This window comes from Streptomyces sp. SID5910 (genome assembly GCF_009862125.1).
In the GTDB taxonomy this organism is placed as follows: Bacteria; Actinomycetota; Actinomycetes; order Streptomycetales; family Streptomycetaceae; genus Streptomyces.
This window is the reverse complement of record NZ_WWHX01000715.1, coordinates 1-14,414: the sequence shown is the minus strand read 5'-3', so window position 1 is coordinate 14,414 and position 14,414 is coordinate 1. Positions and strand designations below refer to the sequence as shown.

The following is a 14,414-nucleotide window of genomic DNA, read 5'->3' as shown; positions in this document are numbered from 1 at the left end:
GGTGAGCGGTACGGGACCGAGGTGCTGCCCCGCGTACGTGCCGGCCAGCAGCCCGGCCGCCCCCGCGAGCGCCGGTACGCCGATCCGCCTGACCGACGTACGCCGGCTGCCCGGCCGGTCGTTGATGCCGGCCAGCATGGCGGCGATGGCGGCGACGACACCGAGGGAGGTGCGCCCGGCGAGCAGGGCCGCGAGCAGCAGCGGCCCGCCGGCCAGCGCACCCCGGGTGACCGCGCTCCAGGGCACGGGCCCGCGCTGGGTGCTCAGGGCGTGGGCGAGCCAGGGCGGTAGTGCGAGGGCGGCGGGGCGAGCGGTGCTGGGCACGGGGCGCGGGGCTCCTGTCGTCCGGTCGAGGGCGGGGGCGAGCCTTCGGGCGACGGTGGCCGGGCTGTGACGTGTGCTGTCCAGGGTACGGGCGGTTCTTGATGCGCCGGAAACGGGCGCATTTCGGGGAGGTGACGGCCGGCGGCGGCAGAGTTCGTCTCCGCCGTGTCCCCACTGCTCTAGCCGGCCCGCGCCGCCTCCATGGCCGCCCTCAGCAGGTCCTCGGCCCGTGTGAGCGCCGCAGTCAGTGACCGCGGGTCCGGCGTCAGGCGTGTCAGGAGTACGTCGACCCCGCCCAGCCCCGCCCGCTCGGTCAGCCCCTTCTCGTTGGTGACCCACTGCCCGCGTGCCGCCAGTACGGCGTGTGCCGTCTGTGTCGTGGCGAGGGCGATCGCGCCGGCGACCTGGGTCAGCGCTCCCCTGGGGGCGTGGCCGGCCCGGGCGTAGGCGAGGGTGGCCGTGGCCGTGCCGTACCAGCGTTCGGGAGCGGTGGCGCGGAGGGCGTCCGGGTAGGCGGGGCGGGGCAGTTCGCCGCGCAGCACCTCGTTGACGGCCAGCTCCGCGACGACCAGGTAGGTCGGGATGCCCGCCAGGTGGAACATCAGCGGCTCCACGCCGAAGCGGCCCGCCTCGGCCTCCGCCACCTCGTGCTCGACCACGTCGAGGTCGCGGTAGTGCACGTCGACCCGGCGTTCGTCGACCGTGAGCCATGCGCCGCCGTTGAAGACGCCGCCGCCCCACTCCCCGACGGCGGAGACCTCCCCCGGCCAGCCGAGGGCACGGAGGCCGGCCGGGTCGAAGGCGCCCCGGTAGTAGACCGCCAGGTCCCAGTCGCTGTCGGGCCGGTGCGTGCCCCGGGCCCGGGAGCCGCCCAGGGCGACGGCCCGGACGGCGGGCAGGGCGGCGAGCCGATCGGCGGTCGTGTCGAGGAAGTCGTGGTCCGTGAGGGAGGGCACTGGCGCGGGCTCCTGGTGGTGGGCGGTGTGGTCAGGGCCGGGCGCGGGCGTACTTGTCGGTCGCCGCCACCAGCGCGTCGTCGCCGGTCGCTCCCGCGTCGTGTCCTTGCTCGTCGACGACGACCAGCTCGCTGCCCGGCCAGGCGTGGTGGAGCCGCCACACGATGCCGAGGAGGTTGCCGAAGTCGAGGCTGCCCTGCACCAGGGTGCCGGGGATGCCCTTCAGCAGGTGTGCGTCCCGCAGGACCACGCCCTCGTCGTTGCCGTCGCCGAGGAAGTGGTCGTTGCCCCAGTAGTGCGTGACGGTACGGGCGAAGCCCATGCGGAACACCGGGTCCTGGAAGCGTTCGACCGAGCCCGGCGGCGCGGGGATGATGGCCGTCTCCCAGTCGGTCCAGGCCCGCGCGGCCCGCTCCCGGACCTCCGGGTCGGGGGACTCCAGCAGCCGGTTGTAGGCGGCGGCCAGGTTGCCGTCGCGCTCGCCGGCGGGCAGCTCGGCGAGGAACCGCTCGTGAGCCTGGGGAAAGATGTTCCCCAGCCCGCGGGTCAACAGGCCGACCTCGGGGTTCGAGCCGGTCGCGACTCCGGTCAGTACGAGTTCGGAGACGACACCCGGGTGGGTCTGTGCGTACCGCAGGCCCAGGATCGACCCCCACGACACCCCCCACACCAGCCACCGTTCGATCCCCAGGTGGGCGCGCAGCCGCTCCAGGTCGGCCATGAGGTGGGCGGTCGTGTTCACGCTCATGTCGGTGGCGTGGTCGCTCGCGGGCGGCACCGACCGTCCGGCGCCACGCTGGTCGAGCAGCACGATCCGGTACGCGGCCGGGTCGAAGTAGCGCCTCAGGTTCGGGGTCGTGCGGGACCCGGGCCCGCCGTGCAGCACCACCGCGGGCTTGCCGTGCGGGTTGCCGGAGGTCTCCCAGTAGATGCGGTTGCCGTCCCCGACGTCGAGCATCCCGTGGTCGTACGGTTCGGTCTCCGGATACCTGCCCATCGTGCCCCTCCTGCCCCTCCTGCCCCTCCTGCCCCTCGGAGCACCCTAGCCCCGGGCGTCCCGGTCGCTCATCTGCTTTCCGCCGTGGGCAGTCCCGCCGCCGTGGCCGCGGTCCGCAGTACCTCCCGCAGCATCTCGGGGGTGAGCCGGCCGGTGAAGGTGTTGCGCTGGCTGACGTGGAAGCAGCCGAAGAGGTGCAGGTCGGGGTGGTCGGGGGCGTGCAGCGTGACCTGGGCGCCGTGGGCGAAGGCGGGGCGGGGCCGGGGCACGGTCCAGCCCGCCCCGGCGAACGCGGGCAGCGCGGCCTGCCAGCCGAAGGCACCGAGGACGACCACGGCGCGCAGCGTCGGCCGCAGCAGGTCCAGTTCCTGGACGAGCCACGGGCGGCAGGTGTCGCGCTCCGTGGGCGTGGGCTTGTTGGCGGGCGGGGCGCAGTGCACCGGGGAGGTGACGCGCACGCCGTACAGCTCCAGGCCGTCGTCGGCGGTGACCGCGGTGGGCTGGGACGCGAGCCCCACGTCGTACAGCGCCTGGTACAGCACGTCACCGGAGCGGTCGCCGGTGAACATCCGGCCTGTGCGATTGCCGCCGTGGGCCGCGGGGGCGAGGCCGACGATCAGCAGGCGTGCGTCCGGCGGGCCGAAGCCGGGCACCGGGCGGCCCCAGTACGTCCAGTCGGCGAAGGCCGCCCGCTTGGTGCGGGCCACCTCCTCCCGCCAGGCGACCAGCCGTGGACAGGCCCGGCACCCCGCGATCCGCTGGTCGAGTTCGACGAGGCCGCTGCTGTCCATGCCCCCACCGTAAGACCACCGGACCCGCGCGCCTCGGGGCGGGGGCCGCCGGGCCCGGCCGGGTGCCGTGGCGCCACTTACCGGCCGTCACGGCACCCGGCGTCCCGCCGCCCTCGCCCCGTCGATATCCGATCCCGCGCACCGGGGCCCTGCGGCTAAGGTCGGGGCATGGCTTCCGAGCATGACGAAGGCAGGGACGGCGAGGCGACTGCCGTACCGGACTCCCCCGAGGCGAAGGCCGCCGACCAGGCCCCGGACCCCAAGACCGCCGCCGCGATCGCCGCCGCCGAGGCTGCCGGACCGCAGAACGGCGAGAGTGTCCGGGTCGACAGCTGGATCTGGGCCGTCCGTCTGATCAAGACCCGCTCCCTCGGTGCGACCGCCTGCCGGGGCGGTCACGTCCGGGTGAACGGCGAGCGCGTGAAGCCAGCCCACTCCCTGCGTGTCGGCGACGAGGTGCGCCTGCGGCACGAGGGCAGGGAACGGGTCGTCGTCGTCAAGCGGCTGATCCGCAAGCGGGTCGGAGCCCCGGTCGCCGCCCAGTGCTACATCGACAACTCCCCGCCGCCTCCGCCCCGCGAGGCCGTAGCCCCGGCCGGCATCCGCGACCGCGGCGCCGGACGCCCGACCAAGCGGGACCGGCGCGAGCTGGAACGCCTGCGCGGCCTGGAGGGCATGGGCCGCCCGGAGGGCCACTGACCGAGGGGCCGCTGACCGAAGGGCCACTGGCCGGAAGACCCTGCGAAGACGGACCCCCCTGCCGGCGGTCACGCGCGGACCAGCCGGAGCAGCTCCGCGTTGTGCTCCCGGCGGGCCCAGGCCACGAGGAGCAGCGGGACCAACAGGACGAGCGGCGTCGCCGCGTTCTCGCCGTCGAAGTAGGTGAGCTGGACGACGAACGCGCCCACCATCAGCGCGCTCAGCGCCGTCGCCGCCACCGACTGGAGCACCGGGACCAGCAGGGCGATCGCCCCGGCCAGTTCGAGGATGCCGATGGCGTACATGCCGGCGTTGCCCCAGCCCATCTCGTCGAAGGTCTCGGCCGCCGACGCGTGCGCGATCAGCTTGGGCAGGGCGCTCGCGACGGCGAAGAACAGCGCGAGGAGCACCTGCACCGCCCGCAGGGCGATCCGGGCGCCCCGCCCGGATCGCCCTGCCGGGACGGAGGCTGCCGAGGCGACGGCGGGAGCGTGGGTGGCGGAAGCGGTGGTCTCGGGCATGGGGATCTCCTGGGCTGAGCGGTCCGTGCTGCTGTCGGGGAGGTAGACCGCCCCTCGCCCCGGAACTCATCGCACCCCTAGCCCCGGCCCGCCGGGACCGCCCGCACCCATGTCCCGTCCTCGGTGAGATACCGCTCCACCCGCAGCCCCGCCTCCGCGAGCGCCTCCTCGAACTGCTCCCGGGTCAGCGGCCGGGCCCGGAAGGTCTGCGTCCAGACCGCGTCCGGGAACTCGTACTCCACGTGTACCGAGTTGACGCCGTCACCGACCGGGTCCGCCGACACGATCCGCACGGTGAAGCCGCTGGGGTCCGCCCGCTCGCGCGGCACGTTCTCGTGGTAGTCCTCGCCCTCCCGCTGGATCAGTACGCAGCCGCCCTCCGCGACATGCCGGGCGCACGCTCGCAGCAGCCCTCGTCTCACCTCGACGTCCCCGGCGTGGACGAGGAACGATGCCAGCATGACCGCGTCGAACGTCTCGCCCAGGTCGAGGTGTTCGATCGGGCTGCATATCGTCCGTGCCCCACGCACGTGCTCCAGCATCTCGGCGGACTCGTCGACCGCCGTGACGTCGAACCCGCGCTCCAGCAGCGGCCGGGTCATGCGGCCCACCCCGCTGCCCAGCTCCAGGATGCGGGCACCCGCGGGCACGGCCGCGGCCACGATGTCCGGCTCGGCTCCGACCGGCAGCCGGGAGTAGAGCTCGACCGCGCAGCCGTCCGGAGTGATGGCTCCGGGTCCTGTCCCCTGATATCCCTCTCGCATTTTCAGTTCCATGCCCGTCCAACGGCCCGCACCCGCACAGCCGTTCCACTCCGCCACCGGTTCACCCGACCGAGTGAACGCCCGGAGGTCGCCGCCAACGCCGGCCGCCACCGCTCGCTGCCACCGCCGGGCCCGTTTTCCTCCCCGGCGTCGCGGGAGTACGTTTTTGACAGGAGTGGTCAGAGCGATGCGTACAGGCAGTGAACCGACGACCGCGCGCAGTGCCCTGCGGGCGCGGTTCTGGCTGTGCGTGTGGGGAGAGGTCTGGGCGATCTTCGGGACGGCCGTCTTCGCGTTCACCGGACGGCCCGGCTGGGCCGCGGCCTTCGGGGTGCTGTGGCTGGTCATCACGGTCGACCTGACCGTGGTCCTCCGGCACATCCGCCAGGGCCCGCACTACCAGCCGGGCCCGGACATCCCGCCGTACCGGCCGCCGGAGCAGCGCATACGGAACGGCCCGCCTCCGCCTCCGCCGCGGCCTCCGGGGAAGCCGGGCCCGCCCGGCAGCCCGTAGCGACGCCCAGCCGAAGCCCGGCACCCGCACCCCGGCCCCCGGACGCGCGCCCGGCGGATCAGGAGTCGAAGCGCGCCTGCTGTAGGTACTCCGGGTTCGGGTCGAGGGCCGCCGCCAGCCGGAAGTGACGTCTGGCCTGGTCGGGGCAGCCCCGGCGCTCGAAGGTGCGGGCCAGCGCGAAGTGCGCGAACGCGTTGTCCGGCTCGCGTTCCAGGACGATGGTGAACTCCAGCTCGGCCGGTCTGAGCTGGGCCGCAGCGAAGAAGGCACGGGCGCGCAGCAGCCGTGCCGCGGTGCTCTCCGGGTGGGCGGCGATGACCTGGTCGAGGAGCTTCACCGCGCCCCGCGGGTCACGCGCGGCGAGCAGCTGCTCGGCGGCGCGGAAGTCGATGACGTCCGTCTCCGGAGTCCGTCCGGTCGAACCGCTGTTCTCGGGCACGGCAGAGTCCTTCCCTCGCTGAAAGGGAGCAACGCCCGCGTGGAGGCCGCTATTCCTGGGCGTGCCGGGCGGCAGAGCCCTCACCGGGGTCCTCGGTCCGTCCCACGTGGGCCCTGCGGGCCAGCTCCGTCCACACCTCTTTCACGCGGTGCCGGAGCTCTTCCAGCGGCACGTCGTTGTCGATGACGACGTCGGCGATCTCCCGGCGCTGTTCCCGGGTCGCCTGGGCGGCCATGCGCGCGCGTGCGTCCTGCTCGGACATGCCGCGCAGCCGCACCAGCCGGTCGAGCTGGGTCGCCGGGTCGGCGTCGACGACGACCACGACGTCGTACAGCGGCGCCAGGCCGTTCTCGGTGAGCAGCGGGACGTCGTGGACGACGACGGCGTCCTCGGCGGCGGACTGTTCGAGTTCGCGGGAGCGGGCGCCGACGAGAGGGTGCACGATCGCGTTGAGCGCGGCCAGCTTCTCCGGGTCGGCGAACACGATCGAACCCAGCTTGGGCCGGTTCAGGCTGCCGTCGCCGGCGAGCACGTCCTCGCCGAACGCCTCCACGACCGCCGCGAGCCCCGGGGTCCCGGGCGCGACGACCTCGCGTGCGATCCGGTCCGCGTCGATCAGTACGGCCCCGCACTCGACGAGCAGCCGCGACACCTCGCTCTTGCCGGCGCCGATTCCGCCGGTCAGGCCCACTGTCAGCATGAGCGGAAGCTTAGGGCCTGCCGGTGACGGCCCCTCGGACGGGGCCGCCACCGGCCAGCAGCCGCCGGACAGCAGCCACCGGCCACCGGCGACCGACACCGGCCGCCCGACACCGTCAGCCGTCGCCCTCCCGCTCGGCCAGGAATCGTTCGAACTCGCGGCCGATCTCGTCCGCCGACGGGATCTCGACCGGCTCGGCGAGCATGTTGCCCCGGGTCTGGGCGCCCGCGGCGGCGTCGTACTGGTGCTCCAGGCCCTGGACGAGCGCGGTCAGCTCCTCGTCGCCCTCCTGGATCTGCCGGTCGATCTCGGTCTGGGTGCGGTGGGCCTCGGTGCGCAGGGAGTGCGCGACGCCGGGCAGGACCAGTCCGGTCGCCGCCGTGATGGCCTCCAGGACGGTCAGCGCCGCGTCCGGGTAGGCGGAGCGGGCGATGTAGTGCGGCACGTGCGCGGCGACGCCCAGCACCTCGTGGCCGGCCTGCATGAGCCGGTACTCGACGAGCGCCTCGGCGCTGCCGGGGACCTGCGCCTCCTCGAAGGGGCTGCGGTGGCCCGGGACGAGGTCGGTGCGGTTGCCGTGCGGGGTGATGCCGACGGGGCGGGTGTGCGGGACGCCCATGGGGATGCCGTGAAAGTTGACCGCGAGGCGGACGCCGAGCCGCTCGACGATCTGCGCGACGGCGGCGGCGAAGCGTTCCCACTCGACGTCCGGTTCGGGGCCGGACAGCAGCAGGAAGGGTGCTCCGGTGGCGTCCTGGACGAGCCGCACCTCGATGGTGGGCTCCTCGTAGTCGGTCCAGGTGTCGCGCTTGAACGTCAGCAGCGGGCGGCGGGCCCGGTAGTCCACGAGCCGGTCGTGGTCGAAGCGGGCGACGACCTGGTGGGGCAGTGAGTCGAGCACCTGGTCGACGATCTGGTCGCCGGTCTCGCCGGCGTCGATGTATCCGTCGAAGTGGTAGAGCATGACCAGCCCGGCCGACTCCTGGGCGAGTGCCGTGTCGACCACGGCCAGGCCCTTCGGCTCCCACGCGTACAAACCCTGCGGATCAAGCACAGTGACCGCTCCCCTCCTCGTGTCCGTACGTCATAACGCCGTTGCGGGGACGGGCATTCCCGGAGCACGGAGCGCGGTGATCTTGACCGGAGAGGCCGGCGAGGCCGGCGGGCGGCGGGCGCGGCTGGTCCGGGCAACGCCGAGGGGCCGTACCTCGAAAGGTACGGCCCCTCAGTGTCTACGGTCAGGCCTCAGCGGCCCGCGATCAGCTCTGGCCGCCGGCCAGCTTCTCGCGGAGCGCGGCGAGCGCCTCGTCCGACGCCAGGGCGCCGGAGTTGTCGCCACCCTCGGAGGAGTACGAGCCGCCGCCACCGCCGGAGGCGGCCGGAGCCGCACCCGCGGTGTCGACACCCTCGGCAGCGGCCTTCTCGTCCGCCTCGCGGGACTTGATGACCTGCGCCTGGTGCTGCTCGAAGCGCTGCTGCGCCTCGGCGTACTGGGTCTCCCAGGCCTCGCGCTGGGTCTCGTAGCCCTCGAGCCAGTCGTTGGTCTCGGGGTCGAAGCCCTCGGGGTAGATGTAGTTGCCCTGGTCGTCGTAGGACGCGGCCATGCCGTACAGGGTCGGGTCGAACTCGACCGCCGACGGGTCGGCACCGAAGGCCTCGTTGGCCTGCTTCAGCGAGAGGCTGATGCGGCGGCGCTCGAGGTCGATGTCGATGACCTTGACGAAGATCTCGTCGTTGACCTGGACGACCTGCTCCGGGATCTCCACGTGGCGCTCGGCCAGCTCGGAGATGTGGACCAGACCCTCGATGCCCTCGTCCACGCGGACGAACGCACCGAACGGCACCAGCTTCGTGACCTTGCCGGGCACGACCTGGCCGATCTGGTGGGTGCGGGCGAACTGCTGCCACGGGTCTTCCTGGGTCGCCTTCAGCGACAGGGAGACACGCTCGCGGTCCATGTCGACGTCGAGGACCTCGACGGTGACTTCCTGGCCGACCTCGACAACCTCGGACGGGTGGTCGATGTGCTTCCAGGAGAGCTCGGAGACGTGGACCAGACCGTCGACGCCACCCAGGTCCACGAAGGCACCGAAGTTGACGATCGAGGAGACGACGCCGGAACGGACCTGACCCTTCTGGAGGGTGGTGAGGAACGTCTGGCGCACCTCGGACTGGGTCTGCTCCAGCCAGGCGCGGCGGGACAGGACCACGTTGTTGCGGTTCTTGTCCAGCTCGATGATCTTCGCCTCGAGCTCCTTGCCCACGTAGGGCTGGAGGTCGCGGACGCGGCGCATCTCGACCAGGGAGGCCGGGAGGAAGCCACGGAGGCCGATGTCGAGGATGAGACCACCCTTGACGACCTCGATGACGGTACCGGTAACGATGCCGTCCTCTTCCTTGATCTTCTCGATGGTGCCCCAGGCACGCTCGTACTGGGCGCGCTTCTTCGAGAGGATCAGGCGGCCTTCCTTGTCCTCCTTCTGGAGAACAAGGGCTTCGATCTCGTCACCGACGGCGACGACCTCGTTGGGGTCGACGTCGTGCTTGATCGAGAGCTCGCGGCTCGGGATGACACCTTCGGTCTTGTAACCGATGTCGAGCAGGACCTCGTCCCGGTCGACCTTCACGATGACGCCGTCGACGATGTCGCCGTCGTTGAAGTACTTGATCGTCTCGTCGATCGCGGCGAGGAAGGCTTCCTCGTTACCGATGTCGTTGACCGCAACCTGCGGGGTGGTGGCGGTGGTCTCGGTGCTGCTCGTCATGTGGGAAAGGGCTCCGGTACGGACATTGAAGTCGTAGGTACTGCTTACGCCGGGAGCCCGTTTCGCTCTGAAGAAGCCGGACAGCCAAGTAAGCGTCACCGAAAAACACTGGTGACGCCTCGAGAACCGAGGGGACATACAACAGATGCGAGCGCGACCTGCTACGTCTGAGGTGCGCAGGCCCGCAGCGCAACTTGTAGCATACGGGGGCGGCCGGGCATGGTCAATGCGCGAAGCCGCCCACCCGGGGCGGATCGCCGCATACCCGGCACAAGAGCCGTCTCCCGAGGCCGCACGGAACCCGTCGTGTCCCGTGTCCGACGCCCGGGACAGCCTGGCCGGAAGAGCCGCAGACTAGTACGAGGGAGCCGGTCATCCAAGAGCCCGTAACGTCCGCAGGGGAAGAGACCGAACCCGAGGCCACCCGGCGTGCCGCCGGTGTCACGGAGAGCGCCCGCGCCAACCGCGGCTGGTGGGACCGGAACGCGGACGAGTACCAGATCGAGCACGGCACCTTCCTCGGCGACGACCGCTTCGTGTGGTGCCCCGAGGGCCTGGACGAGGTGGAGGCCGAGCTGCTCGGCCCGACGGAGGAGCTGACGGGCAAGGACGTCCTGGAGATCGGCGCCGGTGCCGCCCAGTGCGCGCGCTGGCTGGCCGGCCAGGGTGCGCGTCCGGTGGCCCTGGACGTCTCCCACCGCCAGCTCCAGCACGCGCTGCGCATCGGCGGTCCGTTCCCGCTGGTCTGTGCCGACGCGGCCGTGCTGCCCTTCGCGGATGCCTCCTTCGACCTGGCGTGCTCGGCGTACGGGGCGCTGCCGTTCGTCGCCGATCCGCGGCTGGTGCTGCGGGAGGTGCGCCGGGTGCTGCGGCCCGGGGGCCGCTTCGTCTTCTCCGTCACGCATCCGCTGCGCTGGGCGTTCCCGGACGAGCCGGGTCCCGAGGGGCTGTCGGTGTCCGCGTCCTACTTCGACCGCACGCCGTACGTCGAGCAGGACGACGAGGGTGTCGCGGTGTACGTCGAGCACCACAGGACGCTCGGCGACCGGGTCCGGGACGTGGTGACGTCGGGGTTCCGGCTGGTGGACCTGGTGGAGCCGGAGTGGCCGGACTGGAACACCTCGGAGTGGGGCGGCTGGTCGCCGCTGCGCGGGCATCTGATCCCGGGGACGGCGATCTTCGTGTGCGAGCGCGACTGATGGGCTGCCGTCGGGCACGCGCGCGTGGAGGGCGGTTTCGCGGGCGTACGACACTGGGGGCGTGATCCGTTACGACGCCCTGGACGCGCTGCCCGTGCGCGGTGCCCTGCCCGCTCTGCACGACGCCCTGGACGGGCACGGCACGGCGGTGCTGGTCGCGCCGCCCGGCACCGGCAAGACGACGCTGGTGCCGCTCGCGCTGGCCGGGCTGCTCGGCGAGGGGCCCGCGCGGCGCGTGGTGGTGGCCGAGCCGCGGCGGATCGCGGCGCGGGCGGCGGCCCGGCGGATGGCGTGGCTGCTGGGCGAGAAGCCCGGGGCGAGCGTCGGGTACACCGTGCGCGGCGAGCGGGTGGCCGGGCGGCACACGCGCGTGGAGGTCGTCACGACCGGTGTGCTGTTGCAGCGGCTCCAGCGGGACCAGGAGCTGTCGGGCGTCGACGTGGTGGTGCTGGACGAGTGCCACGAGCGGCATCTGGACGCGGACACGACGGCGGCGTTCCTGTGGGACGTGCGGCAGGCGCTGCGGCCGGAGCTGCGGCTGGTGGCCGCGTCGGCGACGACCGACGCGGAGGGCTGGGCCCGGCTGCTCGGCGGGGCGCCGGTGGTCGAGGCGCGGGGCGTGTCGTATCCGGTGGAGGTGGTGTGGGCGCCGCCCACGCGTCCGGTACGGCCGCCGCACGGGATGCGGGTCGACCCGGCGCTGCTCACGCACGTGGCGTCGGTGGTGCGGCGGGCGCTGGCCGAGCGGGACGGGGACGTGCTGTGCTTCCTGCCCGGCGTCGGGGAGATCGCGCGGGTCGCGGGGCAGCTGGGCGGGCTCGGGGACGTGGAGGTGCTCCAGGTGCACGGGCGTGCGCCGGCCGCCGTGCAGGACGCGGTGCTGTCGCCCGGTTCGCGGCGCCGGGTGGTGCTGGCGACGTCGGTGGCGGAGTCGTCGCTGACGGTGCCGGGCGTGCGGGCGGTGGTGGACGCGGGTCTGGCGCGGGAGCCGCGCGTGGACCACGCGCGCGGGCTGAGCGCGCTGACGACGGTACGGGCCTCGCGGGCGGCGGCGCGGCAGCGGGCCGGGCGGGCGGGGCGTGAGGCGCCGGGCGCGGTGTACCGCTGCTGGGCGGAGGCGGAGGACGCCCGTCTGCCGAGCTACCCGGCGCCGGAGATCAAGGTGGCCGACCTGACGGCGTTCGCGCTCCAGGCGGCGTGCTGGGGCGATCCGGACGCGTCCGGGCTGGCGCTGCTGGATCCGCCGCCGGGCGGGGCGATGGCGGCGGCGCGGTCGGTGCTGACGGCGGTGGGCGCGGTGGACTCCGCGGGTCGGGCGACCGAGCGGGGCGTGCGCCTGTCCCGGCTGGGGCTGCACCCCCGGCTGGGGCGGGCGCTGCTGGACGCGGGAGAACTCGGGGAGGAGGTGGCCGAGGTGGTCGCCCTGCTCAGTGAGGAGCCGCCGCGGGACTACGGGGACGACCTGTCGGGTGCCCTGCGCACCGCCCGCCGCGGCGGCGACGCGTACGGCACGCGGTGGCGGGCGGAGGTACGACGCCTGGAGTCCTCCGCGACCACGGGCGCCCGCCCGGCCGGGGACGGCAAGGCAGCCGTGTCCGCGCGGAACGACACCACGGGCCTGCCCGCGCGGGGCGACACCACGACCGGCCCGCCCGCGCAGGGCAGCACCACCGGCCAGGCCACGCGGAGCAAGGCCCCCGCCGGCCGGCCCGCGCAGGGCGACGCCACCGCTGGCAGGCCCGCACAGGGCAGTACCACGAGTCCGTCGGCGCAGAGCAGCGCCACCACCGGCCCACCCGCACAGGGCGGCGCCACCGGGCTGGCCCCGCAGAGCGGCACCCGTGACGGGCTTGTCGGGCTGGTGGCTGCGTTGGCCTTTCCTGAGCGGGTGGCGCGGAAGGACGGGGGGTCGTATCTGATGGTCTCCGGGACGCGGGCCGAGCTGTCCGAGGCGTCGGCGTTGCGTGGGGCGCCGTGGATCGCCGTCGCCGTGGCGGACCGGCCCGTGGGGAAGGGGCACGCGCGCGTGCAGCTCGGGGCGGCCGTCGACGAGGCCACGGCGCGGCTCGCGGCGGGTGCGCTGCTGGAGGAGCGGGACGAGGTCCACTGGGGCGACGGTGACGTGGTGGCCCGGCGGGTCGAGCGGCTCGGGGCCGTGGAGCTCGCGGTGCGGCGGCTCACCGTCCCCGACCCCCACCTCGTACGGAACGCGCTGCTGGAGGGGCTGCGGCAGGAGGGGTTCGGGCTGCTGCGCTGGTCGGCCGACGCGCGGGCGCTGCGTGAGCGGCTCGCGTTTCTGCGGCGGCAGCTCGGTGAGCCGTGGCCGGACGTCCGCGACGACGCGCTGCACGCGCGCGTGGACGAGTGGCTGGAGCCGGAGCTCGGGCGGGCCCGGCGGCGGGCCGACCTGGCACGGATCGACGCCGGACAGGCGCTGGCGCGGTTGCTGCCCTGGGCGTCCGGGGAGGCGGTGCGGCTGGACGAGCTGGCCCCGGAACGGATCCTGGTCCCCAGCGGTTCCAGGATCCGGATCGACTACACGGACCCCGAACGGCCGGTCCTCGCGGTGAAGTTGCAGGAGATGTTCGGGCTCCAGGACTCGCCCGAGGTCGCCGGGGTGCCGCTCCTCGTCCATCTCCTCTCCCCCGCGGGCCGCCCGGCCGCCGTCACGGCCGACCTGGCCTCCTTCTGGAAGGACGGCTACAAGGGCGTACGGGCGGAGCTGCGCGGCCGGTATCCGAAGCATCCGTGGCCCGAGGACCCGGCCACGGCGGAGCCGACGCGGCACACGAAGGCGCGGCTCGGGCGGGACTCCGCGTCGGGTTCATGACGGCTTCCCACACGGACCGTGCACCGAGGGCGCCCCGCCGCCGCAGCGGTGGGGCGCCCTGAGATGCGTGCTTCGCTACGCGGTCGGCTCCGTCGACGGCTCCGCGGACGGGCTGGGCGAGGCCTCGGGCGACGTCCCGGTGGACGGACCCGGCGACGGTTCCGCCTCGGGCTCCGTCACCTTCACCTGGACGTCGAGGGTGGCGCCGCCCGCGGTGGTCAGGCGCAGCACGAACGTGCCCGCGGTGTCGTCCGCGTACAGCTTCGGCAGCGTCAGCAGGCCCTTGGCGTCGGTCGTCAGGTCGTTCAGGGTGCGGACGGCCTTGCCGTCGGCGTCCTTGAAGAAGGGGCCCTTGGCGTTCTCGGCCGGGTCGGTCGCCGACGTGATGAGCGTGGCGGTGACGGCGACCTTGTCCGCGGCGGTGCCCTCGTACGTCGCCTTCACCTCGACGCGGTCCGCGAACTCGCCGCCCGGGGTGCAGGTGAGCGCCGCGTCGCCGGTGCGCGCGAGGGTGTCCGCGACGCGCTCGGTGACGGTGGCCCGGTAGTCGATGCCGGCGACCGTGCGGCCCACGACAGTGGCCCGGACCGTGAACGTGCCGGTCTTCTCGCCCGCCCGGAGTGCGGGCGCCGCGGCCACGCCGGCGCTGTCGGTGACGACGGTGGCGACGTTCTCCCCGCCCGCGAAGGTGGCGTCCGTGTCCCCGAGGATGGTGAAGCGGACGCGGACCTTGGCGACGGCCTCGCCCTTCTTCGTCTCGGCCCGGGCGCTGATCCTCTTGGCGAACGTGTCGCCCGCGACGGCGGTGAGACCGGAGGTGCCGGCGTTTTCCAGGTGGTCCACCGTGTCGGTGGGGGTGGGAGTGGGTGTGGGTGTCGTCGTCGGCGGCGGGGTGGGGCTCGGCGAACCGGTGCC

The 14,414-nt window shown here is 73.7% G+C and carries 13 protein-coding genes and 2 pseudogenes; 4 read left to right on the top strand and 11 right to left on the bottom strand.

Features of this window, described 5'->3' with window-relative positions:
* The 4 genes and pseudogenes from GTW67_RS24885 to GTW67_RS24870 form a co-directional block, all read right to left on the bottom strand.
* Window positions 1-324, bottom strand: a pseudogene (locus GTW67_RS24885) (FUSC family protein); the annotation flags it as partial.
* A gap of 179 nt (window positions 325-503) precedes the next feature.
* Window positions 504-1,280: a nucleotidyltransferase domain-containing protein gene (locus GTW67_RS24880; protein WP_161167028.1), complete on the bottom strand. Its 777-nt coding sequence runs from the start codon at window positions 1,278-1,280 to the stop codon at window positions 504-506.
* Between the two features lie 31 nt (window positions 1,281-1,311).
* A complete protein-coding gene (gene pip, locus GTW67_RS24875) occupies window positions 1,312-2,277 on the bottom strand; it encodes a prolyl aminopeptidase (protein ID WP_161167027.1) in 966 nt (321 codons plus the stop codon).
* Between the two features lie 68 nt (window positions 2,278-2,345).
* Window positions 2,346-3,068 (bottom strand): uracil-DNA glycosylase, encoded by a 723-nt coding sequence (locus GTW67_RS24870; protein WP_161167026.1) that lies wholly within the window; start codon window positions 3,066-3,068, stop codon window positions 2,346-2,348.
* Window positions 3,069-3,236: 168 nt separating this feature from the next.
* On the opposite strand from GTW67_RS24870, the gene hslR reads away from it, so the two are divergent.
* On the top strand, window positions 3,237-3,767 hold the full coding sequence (gene hslR / locus GTW67_RS24865; RefSeq protein WP_161165670.1) for an Hsp15 family ribosome-associated heat shock protein: 531 nt from the start codon (window positions 3,237-3,239) through the stop codon (window positions 3,765-3,767).
* Between the two features lie 68 nt (window positions 3,768-3,835).
* Here the strand turns inward: hslR and GTW67_RS24860 are convergent, their stop codons facing one another.
* Window positions 3,836-4,288, bottom strand: a complete 453-nt coding sequence (locus tag GTW67_RS24860) for a DoxX family protein (RefSeq protein WP_161165669.1) — start codon at window positions 4,286-4,288, stop codon at window positions 3,836-3,838.
* Window positions 4,289-4,365: 77 nt separating this feature from the next.
* Entirely contained in the window at window positions 4,366-5,052 is a 687-nt protein-coding gene (locus GTW67_RS24855) for a class I SAM-dependent methyltransferase (RefSeq protein WP_161167025.1), read from the bottom strand.
* Window positions 5,053-5,239: 187 nt separating this feature from the next.
* On the opposite strand from GTW67_RS24855, the gene GTW67_RS24850 reads away from it, so the two are divergent.
* Window positions 5,240-5,566 carry a DUF6343 family protein gene (locus tag GTW67_RS24850; protein ID WP_202437657.1) on the top strand — a complete coding sequence of 109 codons (327 nt, stop codon included), beginning with the start codon at window positions 5,240-5,242 and terminating at the stop codon, window positions 5,564-5,566.
* 58 nt (window positions 5,567-5,624) lie between these two features.
* Here the strand turns inward: GTW67_RS24850 and GTW67_RS24845 are convergent, their stop codons facing one another.
* From GTW67_RS24845 to rpsA, 4 genes are all read right to left on the bottom strand, one after another.
* Window positions 5,625-6,005: a tetratricopeptide repeat protein gene (locus GTW67_RS24845; RefSeq protein ID WP_161167024.1), complete on the bottom strand. Its 381-nt coding sequence runs from the start codon at window positions 6,003-6,005 to the stop codon at window positions 5,625-5,627.
* 49 nt (window positions 6,006-6,054) lie between these two features.
* Window positions 6,055-6,705 (bottom strand): dephospho-CoA kinase, encoded by a 651-nt coding sequence (coaE, locus tag GTW67_RS24840; RefSeq protein WP_161167023.1) that lies wholly within the window; start codon window positions 6,703-6,705, stop codon window positions 6,055-6,057.
* 115 nt (window positions 6,706-6,820) lie between these two features.
* Entirely contained in the window at window positions 6,821-7,759 is a 939-nt protein-coding gene (locus GTW67_RS24835; protein WP_161167022.1) for a PAC2 family protein, read from the bottom strand.
* Between the two features lie 205 nt (window positions 7,760-7,964).
* On the bottom strand, window positions 7,965-9,470 hold the full coding sequence (gene rpsA / locus GTW67_RS24830; RefSeq protein ID WP_161167021.1) for a 30S ribosomal protein S1: 1,506 nt from the start codon (window positions 9,468-9,470) through the stop codon (window positions 7,965-7,967).
* 374 nt (window positions 9,471-9,844) lie between these two features.
* On the opposite strand from rpsA, the gene GTW67_RS24825 reads away from it, so the two are divergent.
* Window positions 9,845-10,669 (top strand): methyltransferase domain-containing protein, encoded by an 825-nt coding sequence (locus GTW67_RS24825; protein ID WP_161167029.1) that lies wholly within the window; start codon window positions 9,845-9,847, stop codon window positions 10,667-10,669.
* Between the two features lie 61 nt (window positions 10,670-10,730).
* On the top strand, window positions 10,731-13,499 hold the full coding sequence (locus tag GTW67_RS24820; RefSeq protein WP_161167020.1) for an ATP-dependent helicase C-terminal domain-containing protein: 2,769 nt from the start codon (window positions 10,731-10,733) through the stop codon (window positions 13,497-13,499).
* A gap of 75 nt (window positions 13,500-13,574) precedes the next feature.
* Here the strand turns inward: GTW67_RS24820 and GTW67_RS24815 are convergent.
* Window positions 13,575-14,414: pseudogene (locus GTW67_RS24815) on the bottom strand (lytic transglycosylase); the annotation flags it as partial.

What these genes read in the sequence shown, in the direction of transcription:
- GTW67_RS24870 (WP_161167026.1), bottom strand. Translation starts at nt 3,068, where the DNA reads ATGGACAGCAGCGGCCTCGTCGAACTCGACCAGCGGATCGCGGGGTGC.
- coaE (WP_161167023.1), bottom strand. Translation starts at nt 6,705, where the DNA reads ATGCTGACAGTGGGCCTGACCGGCGGAATCGGCGCCGGCAAGAGCGAG.
- pip (WP_161167027.1), bottom strand. Translation starts at nt 2,277, where the DNA reads ATGGGCAGGTATCCGGAGACCGAACCGTACGACCACGGGATGCTCGAC.
- hslR (WP_161165670.1), top strand. Translation starts at nt 3,237, where the DNA reads ATGGCTTCCGAGCATGACGAAGGCAGGGACGGCGAGGCGACTGCCGTA.
- GTW67_RS24860 (WP_161165669.1), bottom strand. Translation starts at nt 4,288, where the DNA reads ATGCCCGAGACCACCGCTTCCGCCACCCACGCTCCCGCCGTCGCCTCG.
- GTW67_RS24850 (WP_202437657.1), top strand. Translation starts at nt 5,240, where the DNA reads ATGCGTACAGGCAGTGAACCGACGACCGCGCGCAGTGCCCTGCGGGCG.
- GTW67_RS24855 (WP_161167025.1), bottom strand. Translation starts at nt 5,052, where the DNA reads ATGCGAGAGGGATATCAGGGGACAGGACCCGGAGCCATCACTCCGGAC.
- rpsA (WP_161167021.1), bottom strand. Translation starts at nt 9,470, where the DNA reads ATGACGAGCAGCACCGAGACCACCGCCACCACCCCGCAGGTTGCGGTC.